This is a genomic window from Exiguobacterium sp. SH1S21 (genome assembly GCF_004337175.1).
GTDB lineage: Bacteria > Bacillota > Bacilli > Exiguobacteriales > Exiguobacteriaceae > Exiguobacterium > Exiguobacterium aurantiacum_A.
The window spans coordinates 1-26716 of record NZ_SJUY01000011.1 but is presented as its reverse complement, the minus strand read 5'-3'; the positions used below and the strand labels follow the sequence as shown (position 1 = coordinate 26716).

Genomic DNA, 26716 nt, shown 5'->3' with positions numbered 1-26716 from the left:
AGATCGGTTAACGTCCAAGTAGCTTGCCGACTGCTGGACACCATTGTCATCGACAACAACCGATTGGCGGCACTAAATCATAGTAGCACCGCCAAAGAGTGCTGTCAAGACGTTTTTACTCGACGTTCGCGTCTTCGAGGACGGCTTTCGACGCATCTTCTTTAAGTTTAACGTCACGGTATACCGGCATCCCTGTACCAGCTGGCACGAGTTTACCGATGATGACGTTCTCTTTGAGTCCGAGAAGATAGTCGCGCTTGCCTTTGATGGCAGCGTCTGTCAACACGCGAGTCGTTTCTTGGAACGAAGCGGCCGAGAGGAACGAATCTGTCTCAAGCGACGCTTTCGTGATTCCGAGAAGGACCGGTTTCGCCGTTGCTGGGCTCTTACCTACGCGAAGTACATCTTTACACGCTTCTTTGAAGACGCCGATGTCGACGAGTGAACCAGGGAGAAGTGGCGTGTCACCTGACTCGATGACTTTGACGCGACGAAGCATTTGGCGAACCATGACTTCGACGTGTTTGTCGCCGATTTCTACCCCTTGCATCCGGTATACTTTTTGAACTTCTTGAAGAAGATAGTTTTGGACACCAGACACACCACGGACGGTGAGCAATTCTTTCGGATCGATCGAACCTTCCGTGAAGACTTCCCCGGCATCTACCGTGTCGCCGATTTGAACGCGTAAACGCGCTCCGAACGGAATCGTGTACGTACGAGTCTCACTGAGTCCTTCGACCGTGAGTTCCCGCTTGTCACGCGACTCGGTAAAGTCGATGACCGTACCAGGAATTTCCGAGATGACCGCTTGCCCTTTCGGGTTACGAGCCTCGAATACCTCTTGGATACGTGGAAGACCTTGCGTGATATCATCTCCGGCTACCCCACCTGTGTGGAAGGTACGCATTGTAAGCTGCGTTCCTGGCTCACCGATTGATTGCGCGGCGATGATTCCGACTGCTTCGCCAACTTCAACGTTAGAGCCGGTCGCCAAGTTACGGCCGTAGCACTTCTTACATACGCCGTGTGACGTGTTACATGTGAAGGCTGTACGGATTTCAACTCGTTCGATACCAGCGTCGACGATGTCGCGGGCGATATCTTCTGTGATCAATTGGTTCTTCTCAATCATAACTTCACCCGTTTCCGGATGTGCCACTGTCTCGAACGCTGTACGGCCGACGAGGCGGTCATACAAGTTTTCGATTTCTTCCGTGCCTTCGCGAAGAGCGGCAACGCGGATTCCGCGGTCCGTTCCACAATCTTCTTCACGGATGATGACATCTTGGGCAACGTCGACGAGACGACGCGTCAAGTAACCTGAGTCAGCCGTTTTAAGGGCTGTATCGGCAAGACCTTTACGCGCACCGTGCGTCGAGATGAAGTATTCTTGAACCGTCAGTCCCTCACGGAACGACGATTTGATTGGAAGTTCGATGATGCGGCCAGATGGAGCGGCCATCAAACCACGCATCCCTGCGAGCTGCGTGAAGTTGGACGCGTTACCACGGGCACCTGAGTCAGACATCATGAAGATCGGGTTCAAGCGGTTGAGGGATTTCATCAATCGCGATTGAATCTCGTCCTTCGCTTCGTTCCAAGAGCGTACAACGCGCTCGTAACGCTCATCTTCAGTGATGAGACCACGACGGAACGACTTCATGATTTGGTCGACTTGAGTTTGCGCTTCATCAAGAATTTCTTGTTTGTCCGGAAGAACGATGATATCGGCGATTCCGACCGTCACACCCGCTTTAGTCGAGTGTTTGAAGCCGAGATCTTTCATCCGGTCAAGCATGCGGCTCGTTTCAGTCGTTTCAAACTTCTGGAACACTTCCGCGATGACTTTACCAAGGAATCCTTTTTTGAACGGTTCGATAAGTGGACGTGCGGCAATTTCTTCCGCGACGTTGGCACCTTTTTCGATGAAGTACTTATCAGGCGTTGCTTCCTGCAAGTTTTCCATCGTCGGTTCGTTCAAGTATGGGAATGTGTTCGGCAAGATCTCGTTAAAGATCATCTTACCGACTGTCGTGATTAACATTTTCTCATTTTGCTCCGCTGTGAACGTCGGGTTGTTGAGCGTACGTGCTGGAAGGGCGACACGTGTATGCAAGTGGACGTATCCATTTTGATACGCGATGAGCGCTTCGTTGACGTTCGACAAAATTTTCCCTTGTCCGATGGCATCGTCGCGTTCAAGCGAGATGTAGTAGTTACCGAGGACCATATCCTGCGATGGTGTAACAACTGGTTTACCATCTTTCGGGTTCAAGATGTTCTGTGCAGCGAGCATGAGGAGACGAGCTTCTGCTTGCGCTTCGGCTGAAAGTGGTACGTGGACCGCCATTTGGTCACCATCAAAGTCGGCGTTGTAAGCCGTACATACGAGTGGGTGTAGACGAATCGCACGGCCCTCGACGAGAATCGGTTCGAAAGCTTGAATCCCTAGACGGTGAAGTGTAGGGGCACGGTTCAAGAGAACCGGATGCTCACGAATGACTTCTTCGAGGACGCCCCAGATTTCTGGTTGCATCTTCTCAATTTTGCGTTTGGCGTTCTTGATGTTCGACGCGATCCCGCGACCGACAAGTTCTTTCATCACGAACGGTTTGAAGAGTTCAAGGGCCATCTCTTTCGGGAGACCACATTGGAACATCTTCAAGTTTGGTCCAACGACGATAACCGAACGTCCTGAGTAGTCGACCCGTTTACCAAGAAGGTTTTGACGGAAACGACCTTGTTTCCCTTTCAACATATGTGAAAGCGACTTAAGTGGACGGTTACCTGGACCTGTTACCGGACGACCACGACGACCGTTGTCGATGAGGGCGTCAACCGCTTCTTGAAGCATACGCTTCTCGTTTTGCACGATGATGTTCGGCGCGCCGAGATCGAGCAAACGTTTGAGACGGTTGTTACGGTTGATGACTCGACGATATAAATCGTTCAAGTCAGAAGTCGCAAAGCGCCCACCGTCGAGCTGCACCATCGGGCGAAGCTCAGGTGGAATGACAGGAAGTACTTCGAGGATCATCCAATCTGGATCATTCCCCGACGTGAAGAACGCATCGAGCACTTCAAGACGTTTGATCGCACGTGTACGACGTTGGCCTTGAACTGTCTTCAATTCTTCGCGGAGTTCTCCGACTTCCTTCTCGAGTTGTACGTCTTGAAGGAGTGTCCGGATTGCTTCCGCACCCATGTCTGCTTTAAAGTCACTACCGTACTTCTCACGGTAGAGACGGAATTCTTTTTCCGAGAGAAGTTGTTTCTTCTCGAGCGGAGTGTCACCTGGTTCTGTCACGACGTACGACGCGAAGTAGATTACTTCTTCGAGCGCACGCGGTGACATATCGAGAACAAGCCCCATTCGACTTGGAATCCCTTTGAAGTACCAGATGTGCGAAACCGGAGCCGCGAGCTCGATGTGGCCCATACGTTCGCGACGCACTTTCGCTTTCGTCACTTCAACGCCACAGCGGTCACAAATAACTCCTTTATATCGGATTCGTTTGTATTTCCCACAGTAACATTCCCAGTCTTTCGTAGGACCGAAGATTCGTTCACAGAACAGTCCGTCCTTCTCTGGTTTGAGTGTACGATAGTTGATTGTTTCCGGCTTTTTGACTTCCCCGTAAGACCACGAACGGATCTTTTCGGGTGAAGCCAAGCCGATTTTCATATATTCAAATCGATTAACATCTACCAAGGGGCCGACCTCCCTTTTCGCCTTATTCCTCTTCCGTAACAGTCGGTTGAACGACTTGTTCTAACGCCGATGTTGCGTTCGGGATGTTGTCGTCATCTTCATCTTTCATTTCAACTTCTTCGTCGTCCACAGACATCATCTTGACTTCCATACCGAGCGCTTGAAGCTCTTTGATCAAGACGCGGAACGATTCAGGAACGCCCGCTTTCGGAACGCTCTCGCCTTTCACGATTGCTTCGTATGCTTTCACACGACCAACCGTGTCATCCGACTTGATTGTAAGGATTTCTTGGAGCGTGTAGGCTGCGCCGTACGCTTCAAGTGCCCAAACTTCCATCTCACCGAAGCGCTGTCCACCGAACTGTGCTTTACCACCGAGCGGTTGTTGCGTAACGAGCGAGTATGGTCCTGTCGAACGAGCGTGAAGTTTATCATCAACCATGTGCGCAAGTTTGATCATATACATGACACCGACCGAGACGCGGTTATCGAACGGTTCACCAGTACGACCGTCATAGAGACGAGTCTTGGCATCTTTGTCCATTCCAGCTTCTTCAATCGTTGCCCATACGTCTTCTTCACGTGCGCCATCGAATACAGGTGTCGCCACTTTGATGCCGAGCTTTTTAGCCGCCATTCCAAGGTGGAGTTCAAGTACCTGACCGATGTTCATCCGCGATGGTACACCGAGTGGGTTAAGCATGATGTCAATCGGTGTGCCGTCTGGCATGTATGGCATGTCTTCTTCAGGGAGGATCCGCGAGATAACACCTTTGTTACCGTGACGTCCCGCCATCTTATCCCCTTCGTGAATCTTACGTTTTTGAACGATGTAGACACGAACCATTTGGTTCACACCCGGTGAAAGTTCGTCGCCGTTCTCACGGTCGAACACCTTGACGTCCAAAATGATGCCGTCGCCGCCGTTTGGTACACGGAGTGACGTATCACGGACTTCACGGGCTTTCTCACCGAAGATCGCATGCAAGAGACGCTCTTCCGCCGTCAGTTCAGTTACACCTTTAGGCGTGACTTTTCCGACGAGGATATCGCCATCTTTCACTTCCGCACCAATGCGGATGATCCCACGATCGTCCAAGTTGCGAAGCGCGTCATCACCGACGTTCGGAATATCACGTGTGATTTCCTCAGGTCCGAGTTTCGTGTCTCGTGACTCTGACTCATACTCCTCGATGTGAATCGAAGTGTAGACGTCATCTTTCACGAGGCGCTCACTCATGATGATCGCATCCTCATAGTTGTAACCGTCCCAAGTCATGAAGGCGACAACGACGTTACGACCGAGCGCGAGCTCACCCATATCCATCGATGGACCGTCAGCAAGGATTTCTCCTTTTTCGACTTGGTCACCAGCAGCGATGATCGGCTTTTGGTTATAGCACGTTCCTTGGTTCGAACGAACGTACTTTTGAAGTTTGTAGCGGTCAAGGTCACCTGAAACCGTTGTTCCGTTCACGTCAGACGTGCGGCGGACCAAGATTTCACGCGCTGTGACACGCTCGACGACACCTGGGTATTTCGCGATAATCGCGGCCCCAGAGTCTTTCGCTGACACGTACTCCATACCAGTACCGATAATCGGCGAGTCCGGTTGAAGGAGTGGTACAGCTTGACGTTGCATGTTCGCTCCCATGAGGGCACGGTTCGAGTCATCGTTCTCAAGGAACGGGATACATGCTGTTGCCGCAGAAACAACCTGTTTCGGCGAAACGTCCATGTAGTCGACTCGACTTGGCTCAACTGACAAGTTTTGTCCGCGGAAGCGGCAAAGGACTTGCTCGTTTGCAAAGTAACTGTCTTCAGTGAGCGGCATATTCGCCTGGGCGACGACGTAGAGATCTTCTTCATCCGCCGTCATATATTGAATCTCGCTCGTGACGAGACCTGTTTCTGGGTCGACTCGGCGGTACGGTGTCTCAATGAAACCGTACTCGTTTACTTTCGCAAAAGATGAAAGCGAGTTGATGAGACCGATGTTCGGTCCTTCAGGTGTTTCGATTGGACACATCCGACCGTAGTGCGAATAGTGAACATCTCGAACTTCGAAGCCGGCACGCTCACGTGTCAAACCACCCGGTCCGAGTGCAGAGAGACGACGCTTATGCGTGAGCTCTGCGAGCGGGTTTGTTTGGTCCATGAACTGTGACAACTGCGAGCTACCGAAGAACTCTTTCAGCGATGCGATTACCGGGCGGATGTTAATCAGCGCCTGTGGTGTGATCGCATTTTGATCTTGAATCGACATCCGTTCTTTTACGACACGTTCCATACGAGAAAGACCGATACGGAATTGGTTTTGGAGAAGTTCTCCGACTGAACGAAGACGACGGTTTCCTAAGTGGTCGATGTCATCTGTTGTTCCGACTTCGTGAAGTAAGTTGAAGAAGTAGTTGATCGATGCAATGATATCCGCTGGTGTGACGTGTTTGATGCTACGGTCGATGTTGCCATTACCGATAATGTTCAAGACACGCTCTCCATCCGGGTCATCCGGTGAGATGACTTTAATCGATTGGAGACCAAACGGCTCACCTTCAGCAACGCCGCCAGTTGGCTCAGCGTCCATGTAACCGAGACCGTTCTCCAAATGCGGAAGGACGCGGTCTAAGTTGCGACGATCGAGGATTGTTCCAGCTTCGGCGATCACTTCGCCTGTCTCTGGGTCAACGAGCGTCTCGGCCAATTTCTGACCGAAGAGACGGTTTTTAAGATGAAGTTTTTTGTTCATCTTATAACGACCAACGTTTGCGAGGTCGTAGCGTTTCGGGTCGAAGAAACGTGAGACGAGAAGTGATTTCGCGTTTTCAACCGTTGGTGGTTCACCAGGGCGGAGACGCTCGTAAATCTCGATCAACGCTTTCTCTGTCGACTCGGTATTATCTTTTTCAAGGGTGTTCCGAAGATATTCATCATCCCCGAGAAGGTCGATAATTTCTTGGTCCGTACCAAATCCGAGAGCACGCAACAACACCGTTACCGGGATCTTACGGGTACGGTCGATACGAACATAAACGATATCCTTAGCATCTGTCTCAAGTTCGAGCCATGCTCCACGGTTCGGGATGACTGTTGCACCGAAACCACGTTTACCGTTTTTATCGAGTTTAGAATTGTAATAGACGCTCGGCGAACGAACAAGCCGGGAAACGATGACGCGTTCTGCGCCGTTAATAATAAACGTTCCCGACTCTGTCATAATCGGGAAATCACCCATGAATACTTCTTGTTCTTTAAGCTCACCTGTCTCTTTGTTTTGCAGACGTACTTTCACGCGCAATGGCGCAGAATAAGTGACGTCGCGCTCCTTCGAGTCATCAATCGAATATTTCGGCTCGCTAAGCGAGTAATCGATGAACTCAAGCACGAGGTTTCCAGTGAAGTCGGAGATTGGCGAAATGTCGGTAAACATCTCTTTCAATCCTTCACGTAAGAACCACTCATAAGAAGCAGTTTGAATTTCAATCAAATTCGGAAGCTCTAATACCTCACTGATACGGGCAAAGCTTCTTCTCTGACGGTGACGACCGTACTGAACAAGTTGACCAGTCAACTGATTCACCTCTCAGACCCCCAATTCTCTATCGAATTTTTCGGGCGTAATAATCGAACATTGTCATTGAATGTCGCCCTTTTCCCGCGTCTAAAAAGCGGCAAACGCGGCAATTCAAGGCGAATTCCATTCCAATGGCATTTTATAATGTTAGCATATACGTTATAGCGAGTCAACAAGACTCAACCGTTTGTCAAGAGCGAATTGCCCGGAAAATAAAATAGCCTTTGTCTTTGGCAACCGTCTCGACCTGACCGAACACATCTTCAAGCAACTTCTTAGCAGAAGGCGCTCCTTGTTTCTTTTGAATGACGACGTAGAGTGCCCCGCCCATGACGAGATGCGCGTACGCATCTCTTAAAATCGTGTGAACCACTTGCTTCCCGGCCCGAATCGGCGGATTGGTCACGATAGCGGCAAATTGCTCGCCTCCGACTCCATCATATGCGTGGCTAAGCCGTGTTTCGATCGTCACCCCGTTTTGGGCGGCGTTTTGCTCTGACAAGGCAAGCGCTCGTTCGTTCACGTCGACGAGAAGCGCTTCACGCCCAGAGGCGTCGGCAAGCGAGATCCCCATCGGACCGTAGCCGCAGCCTACATCTAAAATGCGACCTTCAACTTCCGGCACTTCAAATGACTCGATTAAGAGACGTGACCCAAAATCGACCGATCCTTTCGAGAACACGCCGCGGTCCGAGGTGAAGCGATACATCTTCCCTCGCAACTCATACGTCCACGTCTCAGGGGCACTTTTCGAACTCGGATCGTTCGTATAGTAATGATCTCCCATGCATTGAACCTCCTAACCCACTTTCAAGGAAATAAAAGAAGCTCGCCATAGCGAGCTTCTATACGTTGTGAAGTAAAAGTTAGATTACTTAACTTCGACAGATGCGCCAGCTTCTTCAAGCTTAGCTTTAACTGCGTCTGCATCTTCTTTAGAAACGCCTTCTTTGACTGGAGCCGGAGTTCCGTCAACGAGTGCTTTTGCTTCTTTAAGACCGAGGCCAGTAAGTTCACGTACTGCTTTGATTACGTTGATCTTACCAGAACCTGCGCTTGTGAGGATTACGTCGAATTCAGTTTGCTCTTCAGCTACTGCTGCGCCTGCACCTGCTGCTGCTACTGGAGCTGCTGCTGATACGCCGAATTCTTCTTCGATTGTTTTTACGAGTTCGTTAAGTTCGAGAACCGTCATTGATTTGAGGTCTTCGATGAATTGCTCTTTGTTGAAAGCCATTATGGTTTTCCTCCTTTGATGTTGTAAAAAGTTTTTTTACGCTACGCGACAAAGATTAAGCAGACTGCTCTTCTTTTTGTTCTGCGATTGCGTTTGTTGCGATTGCGAGCCCGCGGATCGGAGCTTGAAGGACGCTGAGAAGCATCGAGAGAAGACCATCGCGTGATGGAAGTTCTGCAAGGGCTTTAACTTCTTCGAGTGAAGTTACTTTGCCTTCGATGATTCCGCCTTTAAGTTCGAGCGCTTTGTGCTCTTTTGAGAAGTCGTTCAAGATCTTCGCTGGAGCAATGACGTCTTCTTTCGAGAACGCGATTGCAGTAGGACCTGTGAAGACTTCATCGAGACCGTCATAACCAGACTGAGTCGCCGCGCGACGGAGGAGACCGTTTTTGTATACTTTGAACTCGATTCCAGCGTCACGAAGTGTTTTACGGAGTGTAGTCACTTCTTCAACTGTAAGTCCACGGTAGTCAACAACGATCGTTCCAACGCTTGCTTGCATTTTCTCAGCGATTTCATCAACGAGTACCGATTTCTGAGCTACGATTTTTTCGCTTGCCATGTTTGTGCACCTCCTAGTCAATTCTTATACCGGACGAGAGGCTGCTCTCCAAAAAGAAATCCCTCGTATGAAGACATACGAGGGCGTAATTGTTTGAAAGTAAACCTGTGACAACAGGCTCAAGTTCGAGCAAAGACACCTCGGAAGGGTTTACGGACCGATGTCCACCTTCTGTCTGCGGTAATCCAACATATTCGGTTGAACGTGTTTTACTTTAACAGCGGCATCACACGTTGTCAACAGTTTATTTCAAGTGAATTACTTGATGAAATCGGCAGTCGCGACACGGATACCAGGACCCATTGTCGAAGAAAGCGCGATGTTTTTGAGGTAAGTTCCTTTTGCAGTAGCAGGCTTAACTTTCATGAGTGTCTCGAGGATAGTCTCGATGTTCTCAGAGAGTTTTGTTGCTTCAAATGACTTCTTACCAACTGGTACGTGGATGTTACCGGCTTTATCAACACGGTACTCGACTTTACCAGCTTTGATGTCCGCGATTGCTTTCGCAACGTCGAACGTGACTGTGCCTGTTTTCGGGTTAGGCATGAGGCCTTTTGGTCCGAGAACGCGACCGAGTTTACCAACTTCACCCATCATGTCAGGTGTCGCAACGATAACATCGAAGTCGAACCATCCTTGTTGGATTTTAGTGATGTACTCAGCGTCGCCGACGAAGTCAGCGCCAGCCGCTTCAGCTTCTTTAACTTTTTCGCCTTTTGCAAAGACGAGAACTTTTTGTGTTTTACCAGTACCGTGTGGAAGTACAACGGCACCGCGGATTTGTTGGTCCGCTTTCTTCGGATCTACGCCGAGACGGACAGCAATTTCGATTGTTTCATCGAACTTAGCTGTTGCAGTTTTTTGAACGAGTTCAACCGCTTCTGCGAGGTCGTAAGACTTCGTGCGATCAACAAGCTTAGCTGCTTCTTGGTGTTTTTTACCCATGATTCTTTTCCTCCTTGTGGTTAGCGGAATTTCCTCCCACATAATTAAGGGATTGAAGGTGAGCAAAATATGCACCGACAATCCCAGAGACTAATAAATTAGTCTTCGATTACAATACCCATACTGCGCGCAGTACCTTCAACCATAAGCATCGCTGTTTCTACAGACGCTGCGTTAAGGTCAGGCATTTTAAGTTCAGCGATTTCGCGAACTTTATCACGCTTAACCGTTGCTACTTTCTTACGGTTCGGTTCTCCTGAACCGCTCTCGATACCAGCAGCTTTTTTCAAAAGAACTGCAGCTGGTGGAGTTTTCGTAATGAATGTAAACGAACGATCTTCGTATACCGTAATGACTACAGGAATAATCAATCCGGCTTGGTCTTGTGTACGAGCGTTGAACTCTTTACAGAATCCCATGATGTTAACACCTGCTTGACCAAGTGCTGGACCAACTGGTGGTGCTGGGTTAGCTTTACCAGCAGGGATTTGAAGTTTAACGAGTTTAGTAACTTTTTTCGCCACGAGACACACCTCCTTAAGTCTAAAATGTGGTTTCTTGGACGTTGTGCGCCCTCCCACTCAATCTATTAGGTCGAGTTTGTACTGAAATATAGCACAACATCAAACATTTCCGATTGTACCATCCGTTTCCGAGAATGGCAAGTGGGTTTTAGTTAATTTTCTGAACTTGTTCGAAATCAAGCTCAATTTTTGTTTCGCGGCCGAACATGTCGACGACGACTTTGAGCTTCTCTTTGTCAGTTTCGATCTCATCAATCGTACCTTCAAAGTTCTCGAACGCGCCTTCTTTGACACGAACGAGATCGCCAAGCTCATAGTTATAACGGTCTTTCTTCTCGATCAGACCCATCTGCGAAAGGACGTTCGTCACTTCGTCAGGCTGGAGCGGGATCGGCTTGGCGCCGCCCCCGGTTGATCCGAGGAAGCCCGTTACGTTTGGCGTGTTACGAACAACATACCATGAATCGTCTGTCATAATCATCTCGACGAAGACATATCCAGGGAAGTTTTTCACTTCACGCTCTTTAATTTTCTTTTCGCCACTCTTCAACGTGACTTCTTCTTGCGTTGTTTCGGTCGGAACGAGGACGCGGAAAATTTTATCTTCCATGTTCATCGAACCGATTCGACGTTCTAGGTTTTCTTTGACATTGTTCTCAAAGCCAGAGTACGTCTGGACAACAAACCATTGTTTCTCCACGGCTTTCACCTCTTTCCTTAGTTAATCAATAGGTTGACGAGATAACTGACACCAGTATCTACGCCGAACACGAACAGGCCGATCACGACGACCGTCGCGATGACTGTGATGGTATATTTTGTGAGCTCTTTACGAGTCGGCCAACTCGTCTTCTTTAACTCTTTCCATACATCGCGCAAAAAGTTCATGGTAGCTTCCTCCTACGTTGAATGCCAATCTACGTTACTTTGATTCTCGATGTGTTGTGTGCGCATTGCAACGACGGCAGAACTTGTTCAGCTCGAGCCGCGTCTGCACATCATCTTTCTTGGTCGTCGAGTAAACTCTTGACCCGCAATCCGCGCACTCGAGACTTACTTTCTTTGCCATCCATAAGCGCCCCTTTCGACAGCTCCATATTAAAAAAGAGCGAAAAAAAAACGCCTCCTGTAACTGGCGTCTACGGACAAGGCGCTGCCTTAAAAGTATCACATAGGAGGCGTGCGGTCAATACGAGTTAACTCGTCAGCATTTTAACGTCAACATGCCGCTCGAATTTTTTCTTCACGCGTTGCAAGGCGTTATCGATCGACTTCACGTGACGGTCAAGGTCGTCAGAGATTTCTTGATACGAACGGCCATCCAAATAAAGGCGAAGCACTTTTCGTTCCAAGTCACTGAGGAGCTCATCCATCTTCTCTTCCATGAACAGTTGTTCTTCCCGTGTGACGAGCAAGTCTTGCGGGTCGTTCGGATGCGGGGGCAAAATCACGTCGAGCAACGTCCGGTCAGACTCATCGTCAAAGATCGGCTTGTCGAGCGAGACGTATGAGTTGAGCGGAATATGCTTCTGACGCGTCGCCGTCTTAATCGCCGTGATCATCTGACGGGTGATACACATCTCGGCAAAACTCTTAAACGAAGCGAGGCGTTCATCCCGATAGTCACGCACGCCTTTATACAGACCGATCATTCCCTCTTGGACGATATCCTCGTGGTCGGCGCCGATCAAAAAGTAAGACCGCGCCTTCGCCCGCACGAAGTAACGGTAACGTTCAATCAAAAACTCGAGCGCATCACTATCCCCTTCATTCCGCGCTAGAGAGACGAGCTCTTCGTCTGACATCGTTTCAAACTGCTCGTATGGCCATCCGTTCATGTTTCATACCCCCCGGCTATTGATAATGAACTATGTAAGTTAGTGCTCTTATTATAGGCGTCATACAAAACGACCGTCAAATAAATTTCAAAAAATTCCGTCAATTAGATATGGTGTAACTTATACAACTAATAGTATACAACATTTCTTTCCAAAAAAATGTCAAATTAAAAACAAAAAACGAGTCCATTGTATGAACTCGTCAGTGAGAATCCTCACCGTTCGACTTACGGCGCCGCATTTCTTCAAAACGGGCCATGACGTCAGGCGGGATATCGATTGTTTTTCGATTGGACCGGTCGCTCGCGAGCGTCTGACGCTCTTGCTCAATCGCCACTTTCGCTTGCTTCCAATCCTTTAATAGTTCGGTCGCTGGGACACGGAGGGCACCTTGACCGAAGATGACCCATTGCTCGGTAAAATCGTTTGTGGCGACGAATAACGTCACCAAACGATCGTCCACGAGTTCATGGGCCCGCCGTTCGATCCACTCATCCGCCGTTTCGTTCTCCTTCGTATAGACGACCTCGACCCGGCTCCGCTTCTGGATCGATTCGCGCCCATAGCGCATGTGGGCATCAAAGACGACCGTCACTATGCGGCCTGTGGCGGCCTGATACTCGGCCATCGCTTCAATCAAGTCATTTCGAGCTTGATCGAAGTCGATGTCCCGCAGTTTTCGAAGATGCGGCCACGCCCCAATGATGTTATAGCCATCGACGAGGAGTAATTCTCGCTTTTTCAGGCTCATGATAACGGATTACGAGAGCGATGCACCTCATACAGAAGAAGTGCGGCCGCGACCGAAGCGTTGAGCGACGTGACATGACCGACCATCGGCATATGGACGAGGAAGTCACATGCCTCGCGCACGAGACGGCCCATACCTTTCCCTTCGCTGCCGATGACGACGACGAGTGGCATGTTCCCATCGAGCCGACGATAGTCTTGACTCTCACTAGCGTCAGTTCCGACGATCCACATTCCTTTTTCTTTCAATTCTTCGAGCGTCCGCGTCAAGTTCGTGACACGCGCGACCGGGATATATTCAATTGCTCCCGTCGAGGCTTTCGCGACGGTTTGCGTCAAGCCGACCGAGCGCCGTTTCGGAATGATGACTCCATGGGCACCGACCGCGTCAGCTGTCCGTAAAATCGATCCCAAGTTGTGCGGGTCCTCTAGCTCATCGAGCAAAATAAAGAGCGGTGTCTCCCCTTTAGACTCGGCAAGCGCGAACATATCGTCAAGCGTCTTATACTCGTAAGCCGCAACGGCCGCGACGACGCCTTGATGGTGTTCACTGCCCGCCATCTTTTCAAGCTTCGTCTTCGGGACGAACGAGATCTGTACCGAGGCCTCATTGGCCATGCCGATAATTTGGGCGAGCGGCCCTTTGTGCTGCCCTTCCATGATAAAGACTTTGTTCATATCCCGTCCGCTACGAAGCGCCTCGATTACTGGATTACGTCCATATAAGAAATCGATGCCTTCTTCAAGGACGTCAACTTCTTGATAGTCCGGGCGTTCCGGCTTTTGACGGTGCGGACGGTCGCCCCGTTCGCCTCTCGGACGGTCGAACGAACGCTTGTCGTTCGCTCGTCCTCCGTCATGTCGTTTCGGGTTGCTCGGTTTCGAGCCATGTGAGTGCCTGTTCGATGAGTTCTTCAAGACGATCCCTTCTTTCTATTAGATATGTGTAGCCGATCAATGCCTCAAAAGCTGTCGAGTAGCGGTATGTGTGGACGTCGGTGCGTTTCGGAATCGACCCTGATTTCGCATTTTTACCGCGCCGGACGATCGCTGTCTCGTCCTCGCTCAAGATACCCGTCTCTAACCAGTGGGTGACGACGCTCGCTTGCGCGGTTGCGTTCACGTAACGGACGGCCCCGCGATGGAGGTCGTTCGGTCGCGTCAACCCTTTGCCGAGCAGTCGTTTTCGTACCGCCATCTCATACACTGCGTCGCCCATATAAGCGAGGGCGAGCGCGTTTAGTTGATTCGCATTCGTCATGACCGTTTCCACCGTACGCCTTGCGCCGTATCTTCGAGCTGGATGTTTTGTTGTTTCAACAAGTCACGGATCTCGTCGGCACGGGCAAAGTTACGCTCTGCTCGGGCCGTATTCCGCTCGAGAATCAACTGATCGATCTCGGCGTCGAGTAGTTCTGTTTCCACTTCAATCGTCAACCCGAGCACGCCCGTCAATTCCTTGAACAAGTCGAGCACTTGCTCGAGCGTATCTTTCGAGACATGATCTGCTTTGGCGTAGATGTTTGCCTCTTTTGCTAAATCAAACAATACTGTCACGGCGTTCGCCGTGTTGATATCATCATCCATCGCTTCGATAAATGCTGCTTTCACCGTCGCAAGTTTTCGCTCCATCGCCTCGCTCGGTTCAACGAGACCGGCCGTGACCGACAGACGGTATTCGACGTTATGGTACGCTTCCTTGATCCGGTCCCATCCGTTCGCGGCCTGATTGATCAGCTCGCGGCTATAGTTGATTGGATGACGGTAGTGGACCGATAACATGAAGAAACGGAGCACCATCGCGTCGACTTCTTTTAACGCCTCGTGGACGAGCAGGAAATTCCCGAGTGATTTCGACATCTTCTCGTTCTCGATGTTGATGAAGCCGTTGTGGAGCCAGTAGTTCGCAAACTTCGTATGGTTGCACGCCTCAGACTGCGCAATCTCATTCTCGTGGTGCGGGAATTTGAGGTCATGCCCGCCTGCGTGAATGTCGATCGTTTTGCCGAGGTGCTTCTTCGCCATGGCCGAGCATTCGATATGCCAGCCGGGGCGTCCTTGTCCCCAAGGGCTGTCCCAAGCCGGCTCATCTGGTTTAGCCGCTTTCCAGAGCACGAAGTCGAGCGGGTCTTCCTTCTTCTCCCCGACGTCGACACGTGACCCGGCCCGAAGGTCTTCAATCGACTGTTGGCTGAGCTTGCCATACTCTTCAAACTTACGCGTCCGGAAATAGACATCGCCTTCTGACGCGTAGGCGTAGCCTTCATCCTCTAAGTTACGGATAAAGTCGATGATTTCCTCCATCGTGTCGGTGACACGTGGATGCACGTCCGCTGGCAAGACGTTCAACGCGCCCGTATCCGCCAAATAAGCGTCGATATAGCGGTTCGTCAGCGTTCCGACGTCCTCACCGAGCTCATTCGCCGTACGGATGATCTTATCATCCACATCGGTAAAGTTGAGGACGTACTTCACGTCGTAGCCTCGGTATGTCAAATAGCGGCGTACCGTGTCGAATGCGATGGCCGGACGGGCGTTTCCGACGTGAATATAATTATAGACGGTCGGTCCGCATACGTACATAGACACTTTCCCAGGAACGATCGGGTTGAACGGTTCTTTCTTATTCGTGAGGCTGTTGTAAAACTGAATCATGTGACTTCTCCTCCATCTGTTTCTCGAGTGATGCTAACTGACGTTGCAGATCGGCTACAGCGTTCTCTAACCGCTCTTGGCATTCACGATCCGGGTCCGGTAAGCGATGGTCGAGGTCGTGCTGTTTGACCCGCTCCCCGTTGCGGATGACGACACGTCCAGGGATTCCGACGACGGTCGAGTCTGACGGGACATCTTTTAAGACGACTGAACTGGCCCCGATTTTGACGCAATCGCCTATCGTGATATTACCGAGCACTTTCGCGCCGGCCGAGATGAGCACATCGTTCCCGATGGTCGGATGCCGCTTCCCTTTTTCTTTGCCGGTTCCACCGAGCGTCACACCTTGATAGATGGTGACGTTGTTGCCGATGATGGCCGTCTCCCCGATGACGATCCCGAATCCGTGGTCGATAAAGACACCTTCGCCGATGACGGCGCCCGGATGAATCTCAATCCCGGTCACCCAGCGACTCGTCTGGGCAATCATTTTAGCCAAAAGTTTCACGTTATGCGTCCACAGCCCATGTGCGATCCGATGCGACCACAAGGCATGGAGGCCAGGATACGTCAATACAACTTCTGCTTTTGAGCGGGCAGCCGGATCGAGTTCGATCACGTTCCGGATGTCGGCGCTCACACTTTTCCAAAATCCCATAATTGTTCTCCTTTTCCATATCAAAAACAAAGACGCCCCTGTGCCAAGGCACAGAGACGCCGTAAGCGCGGTTCCACTCTGTTTGGGAAAGTTCCCCTCTCAAGTCTCGTTAACGCCGAGTCGCGGTCCCGACTACATATCGCCGGAACGGCTCCGAGGTGCACTTCGACGGGGGACGCCTCTAGAACTTCCAGCCTAGGTTCTAGTCTCTGACAAGTGTCAACCCGCTTACTTTCCTCATCGTTGCCTTTAAGCTAATAATGTTGTGAGACGTGCCAACACACGCTCTTTGCCAATCAGCGCAATCGCGTTTGGAAGTTCTGGTCCATGTGTTTGTCCGGTCGTGGCGACACGGATTGGCATGAACAAGTTCTTCCCTTTTTGACCAGTCGCTTTTTGAGTGGCCTTCGTAGCCGCTTTGACAGCTTCCGGTGTGAAGTCCTCGATCGCCTCGAGCTGCGTTTTGAACTCGGCGAGTACAGCCGGCACCGCTTCACCGGCAAGCACCGCGTTCGCCGCCTCGTCATACTCGACCTCGTCTTTAAAGAACAAGTCTGTCAACGGTACAATTTCGGCACCGTGTGTCATTTGTTCTTTATAAAGAGCTATGAGCGCTGTGGCCCAGTCCGCCTCTTCCATTGACAAGGCAACAGGCAATCGTCCTGCTTCTTGTAAGAATGGTAAACTGAGTGCTACCACTTCGTCAAGCGAAGCCTGCTTCATGTAGACACTGTTGATCCAAGCGAGCTTATGCTGGTCGAATACGGCCGGACTCTTCGATAGACGGCCCGCGTCGAACATGTCGATGAACTCTTCTTTCGTGAAGATCTCCTCTTCACCGACCGGAGACCAGCCGAGAAGCGAGATGAAGTTGAAGAGTGCACCAGGGAGGTATCCGAGGTCTGCATATTGTTCGATGAACTGGATGATCGACTCATCACGTTTCGAGAGCTTCTTATGGTTCTCGTTGAAGATCAATGTCATGTGACCGAACGTCGGATAGTCCCATCCGAGCGCATCGTATACCATCATCTGTTTCGGCGTGTTCGCGATATGGTCGTCACCGCGTAAGACGTGGCTGATTTTCATCAAGTAGTCATCGACGACGACGGCAAAGTTGTACGTCGGGATCCCGTCTTGCTTGACGATGACCCAGTCTCCGAAGTCTTTCGACTCGAACGAAACGTCGCCTTTGACGACGTCTGTCCATTTGTACGTAACCTGTTCTGGCACTCGAATCCGAATCGACGGCTTCCGTCCTTCGGCTTCGAACGCCGAGCGCTCAGCGTCGCTCAAGTCGCGATGTGCTCCCGAGTAGCGTGGTGCTTCACCGCGTGCAATCTGTGCTTCGCGCTCTGCTTCGAGTTCTTCTGACGTCATGTAGCATTTATAAGCGAGCCCTTTGTCCATCAACTCGTTCACGTATTTGTTGTAGATGTCGAGTCGTTCCATTTGGAAATATGGACCGTAATCGCCATCGCGACCCGGACCTTCATCCCACTCGATACCGAGCCATTCCAAGTACTTCATCTGACTTTCGACACCGTTCTCAACGTTTCGTTTTTGATCCGTGTCCTCGATCCGAAGAATCATTTTCCCGCCTGCGTGGCGAGCATATAGATAGTTGAATAGCGCGGTCCGGGCGTTCCCGATATGAAGGTGACCCGTCGGACTTGGCGCATAGCGTACACGCACTTCACTCATAATATTTCCACCTTTCTTCTCTTCTGCCCAAATAGTATACCACTTTTTTCAAGCACGGTTGAGCAAGATGACCGCCTGGGCGGCGATTCCTTCTTCACGTCCCGTGAAACCTAACCGTTCCGTCGTCGTCGCTTTCACGTTCACTTGGCTAATATCAGCTTCAAGCAGTTCAGCAATGACCGCGCGCATGTCATCGATATACGTCCGGAGCTTCGGCCGTTCGGCCATAACGGTCGCGTCTACGTTGCCGAGCACATACCCTTCTGCCTTGACGAGTTGCCATACGTGTTGGAGCAACACTTTCGAGTCTGCATCTTTAAAATTGGGATCCGTATCCGGAAAGTGTTTGCCGATATCCCCTGCCGCGATGGCACCGAGCGCCGCATCCGCGATGGTGTGAAGCAACACGTCGGCATCCGAGTGTCCAAGCAAACCGCGGTCGTGGGGAATCTCGATCCCTCCTAATATAAGCGGACGCCCTTCTGCGAACGCATGTACATCAAAACCTTGTCCGATTCTCATCGATAGTCCTCCTTCGTCAAGATCGCTTCCCCGAACAATAAATCCTCAGGGGTCGTCATTTTTATGTTGTGATAGTCACCTGGAATGACGGTGACTTCTTTCCCTGACCACTCAAACAAGCTCGCATCATCAGTCCCGACGAATCGGGATGATTCTGCCTGGTCATGAATCGCCCGGATATCAGCCGCAGGAAACGCTTGCGGTGTCTGAGCGAGCCAAAGCGTCTCACGGGGAACAGTTTGCGTAATCGTCCCCGCGGTCACTTGTTTCACTGTATCTTTCACAGGAACGGCTAAAATGGCCCCTTTCGTCTGAGCCGCTTCCGCTACTTGATGCAACTGACTGATTCGAACGAACGGCCGGGCCCCGTCATGGATCAACACAACTCCGTCCGTGTCGATTGTCTGTAAACCGGCTCGAACGCTCTGTTGCCGTTCTTCTCCGCCTGCCACGTACGTAATCGGCGTCGGGACGTGACGTAACTCATGCGCGAACCAGGCTTCTTCTTCCGGACGAATCGCCAGAACAATCTGTTCACACCATGTGTCTCTCGCAAACGCCTCGACGGTCCAGACGATGATCGGTTTTCCTTGGAGCGACAACATCAACTTATTCTCATCGGCCCCCATGCGCTTGCCTTTCCCGGCAGCCGGGATGACGACCGTGTAACGTACCATCACGTTCACCTCTCTTCGTGAAAAAAGAGAGCGCTGATGCGTCTCTTTTTCCATACTTATTCAGGGCGAGCAAAAATCATTCGGCCCGCGGATGTTTGGAGTACGCTCGTCACGACGACAGGGAGCGTCCTCGAGATGAGCTTGCGTCCGCCTTCGACGACGACCATCGTCCCGTCTTCGAGGTAAGCGACCCCTTGGTTCTGTTCTTTCCCTTCTTTGATGACCGTCACGACCATCTCTTCTCCGGGAATGACGATTTGTTTGACCGAGTTGGCCAAATCATTAATGTTGAGCACCGGTACGTTTCGGACTTCACACACTTTATTCAAGTTGTAATCGTTCGTCACGACAATGCCTTTTTTTAACTCGGCGAGCTTGATCAATTTAATATCGACTTCGGCCACGTCTTCAAAGTCACCATCGTAAATCTCGACCTCGATTCGATCGTTGTTTTGGAGCTCTTTTAAAATATCCAGACCTCGTCGGCCTCGATTCCGTTTAAGCGTATCCGACGAGTCGGCAATGTACTGCAACTCTCCGATGACGAACTGAGGAACGATGAGTGTCCCTTCGATGAATCCAGTCTTCGAAATATCGGCGATCCGACCATCGATGATCACGCTTGTATCTAATATTTTATCGTTCGAGCGGCGTAACGGTTCCGCTTCCGGCTTGTCCCGTTCACTTTTCACGAACAACTTGATCCATTCGTTCCGCTTCCGGTAACCAACGGCAAATCCAAAGTAACCGAACAGGGCAGTCACAAAAATCGGTACAATCTTACTTAGTAAGAAGATGCCTGTGACCTCAAGCGATACACTGATCAAAAAGGCAATCAATAAACCGATGATCAACCCGATCGAGCCGAATAAAATATCGCCGACCGGTAAACGGACGAGCCGTTCTTCGACAAAACGGATAAATTTGACGATCACATCGGTCAAAAATAAACTGAGAATGAAGAAGATAAGTCCACCAATCAAACTAGCAACGTAAGGAATCGTCAACCATGCCGGCACGTTTACACCGAGGTCATCAAGAAGCACCATCGCTTCGATCATGCCAAACCATCCGACGACGAGTCCAATCAAAATAAATCCGAGTCGCACTGCAATCTTCACTCATTCCACCTCCTTCTATTGAATTAAAATTTCAAAAAAATAACACTTATATTGTAACACGGTTCTTTTAAATCCGTTCGTTACAAAGCGTTAAAAACTGCCGGAAGCGCCCCGTCAGAACGGGATGGCAAGTTGGAGCGCTTCATCGACAGTACTGACACCGACCACGTCGATACCAGGCGGGGCGGTCCAGCCCCCTAGGTTATTCTTCGGAATGATCGCACGCGTGAAACCGAGCTTGGCCGCTTCCGCGACACGTTGCTCAATCCGTGACACACGGCGCACTTCCCCGGTCAATCCGACCTCGCCGATGCAGACATCGGTCGGACGAGTCGGACGGTCCCGGAAACTTGAGGCAATCGAAATACAAATCGCCAAATCGATTGCTGGTTCATCGAGCTTGACCCCGCCCGCCGCCTTCAAATAAGCGTCTTGCGTTTGAAGCAAGAGACCCGAACGTTTCTCCAGCACGGCCATAAGAAGAGCGACCCGGTTTTGGTCGATTCCCGTTGCCATCCGGCGCGGGTTCCCGAACGATGTCGGGGAAATGAGTGCTTGCAGCTCAACGAGTACCGTCCGTGTCCCTTCCATCGACGCGACGACCGTCGAGCCTGAGACGCCCGCCGTCCTTTCTTCGAGGAAAATCTCTGACGGGTTGAGCACTTCCTCAAGACCGCCTTCTTTCATCTCGAATATTCCAATCTCGTTCGTCGAACCGAACCGGTTTTTGACGGCCCGTAAAATCCGGAACGTGTGATGACGTTCTCCTTCAAAATACAGAACAGCATCCACCATATGCTCGAGCAGACGCGGTCCGGCAATCGATCCTTGCTTCGTCACGTGGCCGACGATAAAGACGGCGACCCCTCGTGTCTTGGCAATTTTCATGAGCGCAGCCGTACATTCCCGCACTTGGGCGACGCTGCCTGGCGCCGATTGGATTTCATCCATGTATACCGTCTGAATCGAGTCGATAATGACGAACCCAGGTTCCTCTTCATCGATGACCCGTTCGATCATGAGCATGTCCGTCTCGGCGAGAACGTATAAATCCTGCGTCGGCAATCCGAGTCGTTCTGCGCGCAGCTTTGTCTGCTTCAACGATTCTTCCCCAGAAATATATAGCACTTTCCGACCGCTATGGGCAAGATGTGCACTCACTTGCAGGAGAATTGTCGACTTCCCGATCCCCGGGTCCCCACCGACGAGGACAAGCGAGCCCGGGACAATTCCGCCCCCAAGCACCCGGTCGAACTCTTGACTGTTCGTATGCACACGTGTTTCTTCTTGGGAAACGACGTCTGAGAGACGCTCTGGCTTCAGTTGTCGCGACGAGCTATGGACGAACGCAGCTCCCCGTTTCGCTTTCTTTTCTTCAACAAATTCTTCGACGAGCGTGTTCCACTCGTTACATCCCGGACAACGACCCATCCATTTCGGGGATTCATATCCACAAGACTGACATACGTACTTCGTTTTAATTTTTGCCATGTTATTCCCTTCTGTCTAAAAAAGCCCCCTCACAAGAGAGAGGGAGCTCCGTATTTACTGGACGACACCTTCGTTGCGGACGATGAATTCACCGTCTTGAACATCGAGAGCCACTTTACTGCCTTTCGTGATCTCCCCGCTGAGCATCGATTCTGAGAGTCGGTCTTCCACCTCGCGTTGGAGCGCACGGCGGAGCGGACGAGCCCCGTACTCAGGGTCATAGCCGACGACGGCAATCTTCTCAAGCGCCGATTCTGTCAAAGTGAAATCGATGCCTTGCTCGCCAAGTCGATCTGTGAGCGTCTTCGCCATAAGTTTGACGATTTCTTGGATATGCTCTTTTTGAAGCGAATGGAAGACGGTGATCTCGTCGATCCGGTTCAAGAACTCAGGCCGGAACGCTTTCTTCAATTCTTCCATGACTTTATCTTTCATTTCCGTATATTCACGTTTCACGTCATCTTCGACGGTGAAACCGACATATTTGTTCCGTTTAAGTGCGGCCGCACCGACGTTTGACGTCATGATGATGACCGTGTTGCGGAAGTCGACCGTACGACCTTTCGAGTCGGTCAGACGCCCGTCATCGAGCACTTGGAGCAAGATGTTGAACACTTCAGGGTGAGCTTTCTCAATCTCATCAAGCAAGATGACCGAGTATGGCTTACGACGGACTTTCTCCGTCAACTGACCGCCTTCTTCGTATCCGACATACCCTGGAGGTGATCCGACGAGACGGCTCGTCGCATGTTTTTCCATATACTCCGACATGTCGATTCGGATGATCGCATCCTCGTCACCGAAGAGCGCCTCAGCTACAGCACGCGCTAGTTCCGTTTTCCCGACACCGGTCGGTCCGAGGAAAACGAATGAACCAATCGGACGTTTCGGATCTTTCAGTCCGGCCCGGGCCCGACGGATCGCCCGCGAGATTGATTTGACGGCTTCATCTTGACCGATGACCCGACCGTGTAAGATCGATTCGAGCTTGAGGAGACGGTCTGTCTCCTCTTCGGCAATTTTTGTCACCGGCACACCCGTCCAGCTTGCGACGACTTGGGCGATATCTTCTTTCGTCACTTCAAGTTTTTCATTGCCTTGCTTGTTCTGCCATTCTGATTTGAGATGCTCAAGTTCATCGCGGAGCTTCTGTTCTGTATCACGAAGCGAAGCCGCTTTTTCAAACTCTTGGCTCTGGACGGCCGCATCTTTTTCTTTACGGATCGATTCGAGACGTGCTTCAAGCTCTTTTAAGTTCGGCGGCGCCGTGAATGAACGGAGGCGAACTTTCGAAGCCGCTTCGTCGACGAGGTCGATCGCTTTATCTGGAAGGAACCGGTCCGAAATATAGCGGTCAGATAAGACAACCGCTTCATGAATCGCCTCATCCGTAATTGTGACACGGTGGTGAGCCTCATAGCGGTCACGCAAACCGAACAAGATCTGTTCAGCCTGGTCCGTCGTCGGCTCATTCACTTGAATCGGTTGGAAGCGGCGTTCGAGTGCGGCATCCTTCTCAATGTATTTCCGGTACTCGTCAAGCGTTGTTGCACCGATACATTGGAGCTCACCTCGAGCGAGCGACGGTTTCAAGATGTTCGAGGCATCGATCGCCCCTTCGGCTCCACCCGCCCCAATCAACGTGTGTAACTCGTCGATGAAGAGAATGACGTTGCCGGCCTGGCGAATCTCGTCCATGACTTTTTTCAATCGGTCTTCAAACTCACCACGGTATTTCGTTCCCGCGACGAGCGTACCCATGTCGAGCACCATGACGCGTTTGTTGCGAAGCGTCTCCGGCACTTCATTGTTGATGATTTGTTGCGCGAGTCCTTCGACAACTGCCGTCTTACCGACACCTGGCTCTCCAATCAAGACCGGGTTGTTCTTCGTCCGGCGAGACAACACTTCGATGACCCGTTGGATTTCACCGGCACGGCCGATAACAGGGTCGAGACGTGACTCACGAGCTTGTTGCGTCAAGTCACGGGCCAAGCCATCAAGTGTCGGTGTCGCAGCGCTGGTGCCTGGTTGTGATGCGTTTGACGACGATTCCGTGTTCCCGAGAAGTTGAAGTACTTGTTGCCGTGCTTTCGTCAAGCTGATACCGAGGTTGTTCAAGACGCGGGCAGCGACACCTTCGCCTTCACGAATCAATCCGAGTAAAATATGCTCTGTCCCGACGTAAGAATGACCGAGTTTACGGGCTTCATCCATCGAGAGCTCGATTACTTTTTTCGCACGCGGCGTGTAGTGGATTGTCGAACCGTTCTCAGAACCACGGCCAATCAGCGCCTCGACTTCTTGTTGAATTTTCTCAGAAGTTAGACCGAGGGCGAACAACGCTTTGGCAGCAATCCCTTCACCTTCACGGACAAGTCCGAGCAAGATATGTTCCGTACCAATATTATGATGGCCAAGTCGTACCGCTTCCTCTTGTGCTAAAGCTAATACGCGCTGAGCTCGTTCTGTAAATCGACCAAACATCATTGACAAAACCTCCTTAAAGTTGGATCAAACTAAACCATGATCTAACGTTCGACGTACGAGAGTCGCTCGTTCGCGATCTCGTTCTTTCGTAGATAATGTTTTCCCGAAATGTTTTTGTAGGAAACCTGATTGTAGGCGGACGATCAAATCATGAAACTGCGGTGGACTCCAGTCGGACAAAATACCGAGGTCACTCGCTAAATGTAAATCTGATAACCGTTCAATCGCCTCTGTGGACGACAATAATTTGGAATACCGTAAAATCCCGTAAGAACGATAAAACTGATCTTCCAATTCATCTTGGTTACTGGCTAGGAGCTGTTCTCGGGCTTGACGTTCCGCTTGGACGACTTGTTCTGTGATCTCCATAAAATCAGATAACAGTTGCGATTCATCGCTGCCAAGCGTCCGTTGATTCGATAACTGGAACAAACGCCCGGCTGCGTCACTGCCTTCTCCGTAACGTCCTCGAATCGTGTATCCGAGTTTGCGAAGTTCTACTAATATAGGAGTTATTCGTCCCGTTAACGTCAGACCCGGCAGGTGTAGCATGACCGATGCGCGAAGTCCGGTACCGATGTTGCTCGGACACGTCGTCAAATAGCCAAGTTCTTCATCGAAAGCGTATGGGAGCGACTCGCCACAGAGCGCGTCGACTCGTTTCGCAAGTTCGAACGCTTCTTGGACTTGATAGCCGGGAAGCAACGTTTGGATGCGCAAATGATCTTCTTCGTTAATCAACACGCTAATCGTCTCGTCTTCACTCAGAAAAACAGCACTCTCATCTTTTTCTGCAATCGTCGGGCTGATCAAATGCTTTTCGACGAGAGCTTGCCGCGTCACTTGATCATAGGCGCGCATATGCAGATATCCAAAGCCTTGTAAGCCGCCCAAGGCCGTCTCGATGCGCTCGCATAGCTGTCGCTGTCCTTCTTGAGACAATGTCGGAGAAAAGACAGTGTCTTTTAAATTGCGTGCCAAACGAATTCGTGTCGAGATGACAAGATCATCAAGCTTGGCCCGTTCTTTCATTTTTGGACCGAGTGGATGTTTGAGGAATGTCTCCATCACGCCTCACCTTGCCCTTTCAGTTGCGTCATTTCTTTTTTGATTCGTGCCGCTCGTTCATAATCTTCTTGTTCGACGGCCCGTTCTAACTCCCCTGCTAACTTTACAAGACGTTCGCCGATTCGCTCATCCGGTGTGCGTAACGCGTCAGGTACCGAACCGACATGATGGTCATGCCCTTGCTGGTACTGACGTGTCATTTTAATCAACTCTTCACGGAAAACTTTGTAGCATGAGGCGCAGCCCGCTTTTCTTAGGTGCGCCACCTCGCTCTGTGTCATCTGGCAAGTTGGACACCGCTTCACGACAGGAACGTAACCGGCCATCACTTCGACTGTACAGTTCCGACATAGTTTTCGTTCGACTGGGACCCCGTTTTCCAACATAACGACTTCATTGACGGCAGGACGCCGTTTACACCGTTCGCATAACATGTCTTAAGCCTCCGTCAGTGATAACTAAGTAACTTCATCAGGGCGAGTAGCTGCTGTCTTCGAATCAGATAACGGTCGTCGGCGTTCAAGCCGAGCGTTTCGTCGGACAACAAGTGGTACAGTAAACGGACATCCCGCTCGCTCAACATACCTTCTTCAAATAAACGGATCAAAATGTTTTCAACAAGTTGTTCCGTCAGGCGAGGATGGTCTTGTAAAATATCCATTAAACTCGTCAGCAAGTCTTGTTTCTCATGAAGAATGACGCGACGAATTCGAATATAACCGCCCCCGCCTCGCTTACTTTCTACAAGGTAGCCTTTTTCGACCGTAAAACGTGTATTGATGACATAGTTGATTTGAGACGGAACACATTCAAAACGTTTCGCGATATCTTGTCGTTTGATTTCAATCGCTTCTGCCTGACTTTCCTTCAGCACTTGCTTCAAATACTGTTCGATTACATCAGATATGTTTCTCATCTCCACCACCCTCTGACCATCTTTGACTTTTGTTTTTATTCTATCACTGATTTAAAAAAAGGCAAACGAAAAGCGACGACGCAAATGCGTCGTCGCTCAAAAGAAAAGACGACCAAGCATGTGCTTGGTCGTCCTTCATATGGCCTGGCAACGTCCTATCCTCACAGGGGGAGACCCCCAACTACTTTCGGCGCTGAAGCGCTTAACTTCCGTGTTCGGCATGGGAACGGGTGTGGCCGCTTCGCTATCGCCACCAGACAAGGGATTGT

The 26716-nt window shown here is 50.7% G+C and carries 25 protein-coding genes, 1 rRNA gene and 2 other annotated features; all 26 genes read right to left on the bottom strand.

What is annotated here, in order from left to right:
- Positions 1 to 115 precede the first annotated feature (115 nt).
- Positions 116 to 3715, bottom strand: a complete 3600-nt coding sequence (gene rpoC, locus EVJ24_RS13415) for a DNA-directed RNA polymerase subunit beta' (protein WP_070329248.1) — start codon at positions 3713 to 3715, stop codon at positions 116 to 118.
- 22 nt (positions 3716 to 3737) lie between these two features.
- A complete protein-coding gene (gene rpoB / locus EVJ24_RS13410) occupies positions 3738 to 7286 on the bottom strand; it encodes a DNA-directed RNA polymerase subunit beta (RefSeq protein WP_131441642.1) in 3549 nt (1182 codons plus the stop codon).
- A gap of 193 nt (positions 7287 to 7479) precedes the next feature.
- A complete protein-coding gene (locus EVJ24_RS13405; RefSeq protein ID WP_131441633.1) occupies positions 7480 to 8076 on the bottom strand; it encodes a class I SAM-dependent methyltransferase in 597 nt (198 codons plus the stop codon).
- A gap of 84 nt (positions 8077 to 8160) precedes the next feature.
- A complete protein-coding gene (gene rplL / locus EVJ24_RS13400) occupies positions 8161 to 8526 on the bottom strand; it encodes a 50S ribosomal protein L7/L12 (protein ID WP_070329250.1) in 366 nt (121 codons plus the stop codon).
- A 55-nt stretch (positions 8527 to 8581) separates the two neighbouring features.
- On the bottom strand, positions 8582 to 9088 hold the full coding sequence (gene rplJ / locus EVJ24_RS13395) for a 50S ribosomal protein L10 (RefSeq protein WP_070329251.1): 507 nt from the start codon (positions 9086 to 9088) through the stop codon (positions 8582 to 8584).
- Positions 9089 to 9133: 45 nt separating this feature from the next.
- Positions 9134 to 9287: a sequence feature (ribosomal protein L10 leader region), on the bottom strand.
- A 59-nt stretch (positions 9288 to 9346) separates the two neighbouring features.
- Positions 9347 to 10033 (bottom strand): 50S ribosomal protein L1, encoded by a 687-nt coding sequence (gene rplA / locus EVJ24_RS13390; RefSeq protein WP_083274148.1) that lies wholly within the window; start codon positions 10031 to 10033, stop codon positions 9347 to 9349.
- Positions 10034 to 10131: 98 nt separating this feature from the next.
- The gene (rplK, locus tag EVJ24_RS13385) at positions 10132 to 10557 is read right to left on the bottom strand and encodes a 50S ribosomal protein L11 (RefSeq protein ID WP_070329252.1); all 426 of its coding nucleotides are present in this window, start codon (positions 10555 to 10557) and stop codon (positions 10132 to 10134) included.
- A gap of 148 nt (positions 10558 to 10705) precedes the next feature.
- Positions 10706 to 11257: a transcription termination/antitermination protein NusG gene (nusG, locus tag EVJ24_RS13380; RefSeq protein ID WP_016508920.1), complete on the bottom strand. Its 552-nt coding sequence runs from the start codon at positions 11255 to 11257 to the stop codon at positions 10706 to 10708.
- Between the two features lie 17 nt (positions 11258 to 11274).
- On the bottom strand, positions 11275 to 11445 hold the full coding sequence (gene secE, locus EVJ24_RS13375) for a preprotein translocase subunit SecE (protein WP_012727692.1): 171 nt from the start codon (positions 11443 to 11445) through the stop codon (positions 11275 to 11277).
- A gap of 34 nt (positions 11446 to 11479) precedes the next feature.
- Entirely contained in the window at positions 11480 to 11626 is a 147-nt protein-coding gene (gene rpmG, locus EVJ24_RS13370) for a 50S ribosomal protein L33 (RefSeq protein WP_083274150.1), read from the bottom strand.
- A gap of 127 nt (positions 11627 to 11753) precedes the next feature.
- Entirely contained in the window at positions 11754 to 12395 is a 642-nt protein-coding gene (gene sigH, locus EVJ24_RS13365; RefSeq protein ID WP_070329253.1) for an RNA polymerase sporulation sigma factor SigH, read from the bottom strand.
- A 202-nt stretch (positions 12396 to 12597) separates the two neighbouring features.
- Positions 12598 to 13146, bottom strand: a complete 549-nt coding sequence (locus EVJ24_RS13360) for a YacP-like NYN domain-containing protein (protein WP_131441632.1) — start codon at positions 13144 to 13146, stop codon at positions 12598 to 12600.
- Positions 13143 to 13880 (bottom strand): 23S rRNA (guanosine(2251)-2'-O)-methyltransferase RlmB, encoded by a 738-nt coding sequence (rlmB, locus tag EVJ24_RS13355; protein WP_035386115.1) that lies wholly within the window; start codon positions 13878 to 13880, stop codon positions 13143 to 13145. The genes EVJ24_RS13360 and rlmB overlap by 4 nt, the downstream gene beginning before the upstream one ends.
- 121 nt (positions 13881 to 14001) lie before the next feature.
- On the bottom strand, positions 14002 to 14406 hold the full coding sequence (locus EVJ24_RS13350; protein WP_035386102.1) for a Mini-ribonuclease 3: 405 nt from the start codon (positions 14404 to 14406) through the stop codon (positions 14002 to 14004).
- The gene (gene cysS / locus EVJ24_RS13345) at positions 14403 to 15800 is read right to left on the bottom strand and encodes a cysteine--tRNA ligase (protein ID WP_070329255.1); all 1398 of its coding nucleotides are present in this window, start codon (positions 15798 to 15800) and stop codon (positions 14403 to 14405) included. Before cysS ends, EVJ24_RS13350 begins: the two co-directional genes overlap by 4 nt.
- Positions 15769 to 16458 (bottom strand): serine O-acetyltransferase, encoded by a 690-nt coding sequence (cysE, locus tag EVJ24_RS13340; protein ID WP_131441631.1) that lies wholly within the window; start codon positions 16456 to 16458, stop codon positions 15769 to 15771. Before cysE ends, cysS begins: the two co-directional genes overlap by 32 nt.
- Before the next feature lie 49 nt (positions 16459 to 16507).
- Positions 16508 to 16711 (bottom strand) — a binding site (T-box leader).
- Positions 16708 to 18165 (bottom strand): glutamate--tRNA ligase, encoded by a 1458-nt coding sequence (gene gltX / locus EVJ24_RS13335; protein ID WP_201740379.1) that lies wholly within the window; start codon positions 18163 to 18165, stop codon positions 16708 to 16710. (Overlaps the previous feature by 4 nt.)
- A gap of 45 nt (positions 18166 to 18210) precedes the next feature.
- Complete coding sequence (gene ispF, locus EVJ24_RS13330) at positions 18211 to 18684, bottom strand: 2-C-methyl-D-erythritol 2,4-cyclodiphosphate synthase (RefSeq protein WP_131441629.1); 474 nt, start codon at positions 18682 to 18684, stop codon at positions 18211 to 18213.
- Complete coding sequence (gene ispD / locus EVJ24_RS13325; protein ID WP_236637668.1) at positions 18681 to 19361, bottom strand: 2-C-methyl-D-erythritol 4-phosphate cytidylyltransferase; 681 nt, start codon at positions 19359 to 19361, stop codon at positions 18681 to 18683. Before ispD ends, ispF begins: the two co-directional genes overlap by 4 nt.
- Positions 19362 to 19417: 56 nt before the next feature.
- Positions 19418 to 20482, bottom strand: a complete 1065-nt coding sequence (locus tag EVJ24_RS13320) for a PIN/TRAM domain-containing protein (protein WP_131441627.1) — start codon at positions 20480 to 20482, stop codon at positions 19418 to 19420.
- Between the two features lie 114 nt (positions 20483 to 20596).
- Positions 20597 to 21973, bottom strand: a complete 1377-nt coding sequence (gene radA, locus EVJ24_RS13315) for a DNA repair protein RadA (RefSeq protein WP_131441626.1) — start codon at positions 21971 to 21973, stop codon at positions 20597 to 20599.
- 54 nt (positions 21974 to 22027) lie between these two features.
- Entirely contained in the window at positions 22028 to 24463 is a 2436-nt protein-coding gene (gene clpC / locus EVJ24_RS13310) for an ATP-dependent protease ATP-binding subunit ClpC (RefSeq protein ID WP_070329262.1), read from the bottom strand.
- Positions 24464 to 24487: 24 nt separating this feature from the next.
- On the bottom strand, positions 24488 to 25531 hold the full coding sequence (locus EVJ24_RS13305) for a protein arginine kinase (protein WP_131441641.1): 1044 nt from the start codon (positions 25529 to 25531) through the stop codon (positions 24488 to 24490).
- Positions 25531 to 25965: a UvrB/UvrC motif-containing protein gene (locus tag EVJ24_RS13300; protein WP_131441625.1), complete on the bottom strand. Its 435-nt coding sequence runs from the start codon at positions 25963 to 25965 to the stop codon at positions 25531 to 25533. Before EVJ24_RS13300 ends, EVJ24_RS13305 begins: the two co-directional genes overlap by 1 nt.
- Before the next feature lie 14 nt (positions 25966 to 25979).
- On the bottom strand, positions 25980 to 26447 hold the full coding sequence (locus tag EVJ24_RS13295; protein WP_070329265.1) for a CtsR family transcriptional regulator: 468 nt from the start codon (positions 26445 to 26447) through the stop codon (positions 25980 to 25982).
- Between the two features lie 142 nt (positions 26448 to 26589).
- Positions 26590 to 26705: ribosomal RNA gene (gene rrf, locus EVJ24_RS13290) — 5S ribosomal RNA — on the bottom strand.
- Positions 26706 to 26716 lie beyond the last annotated feature (11 nt).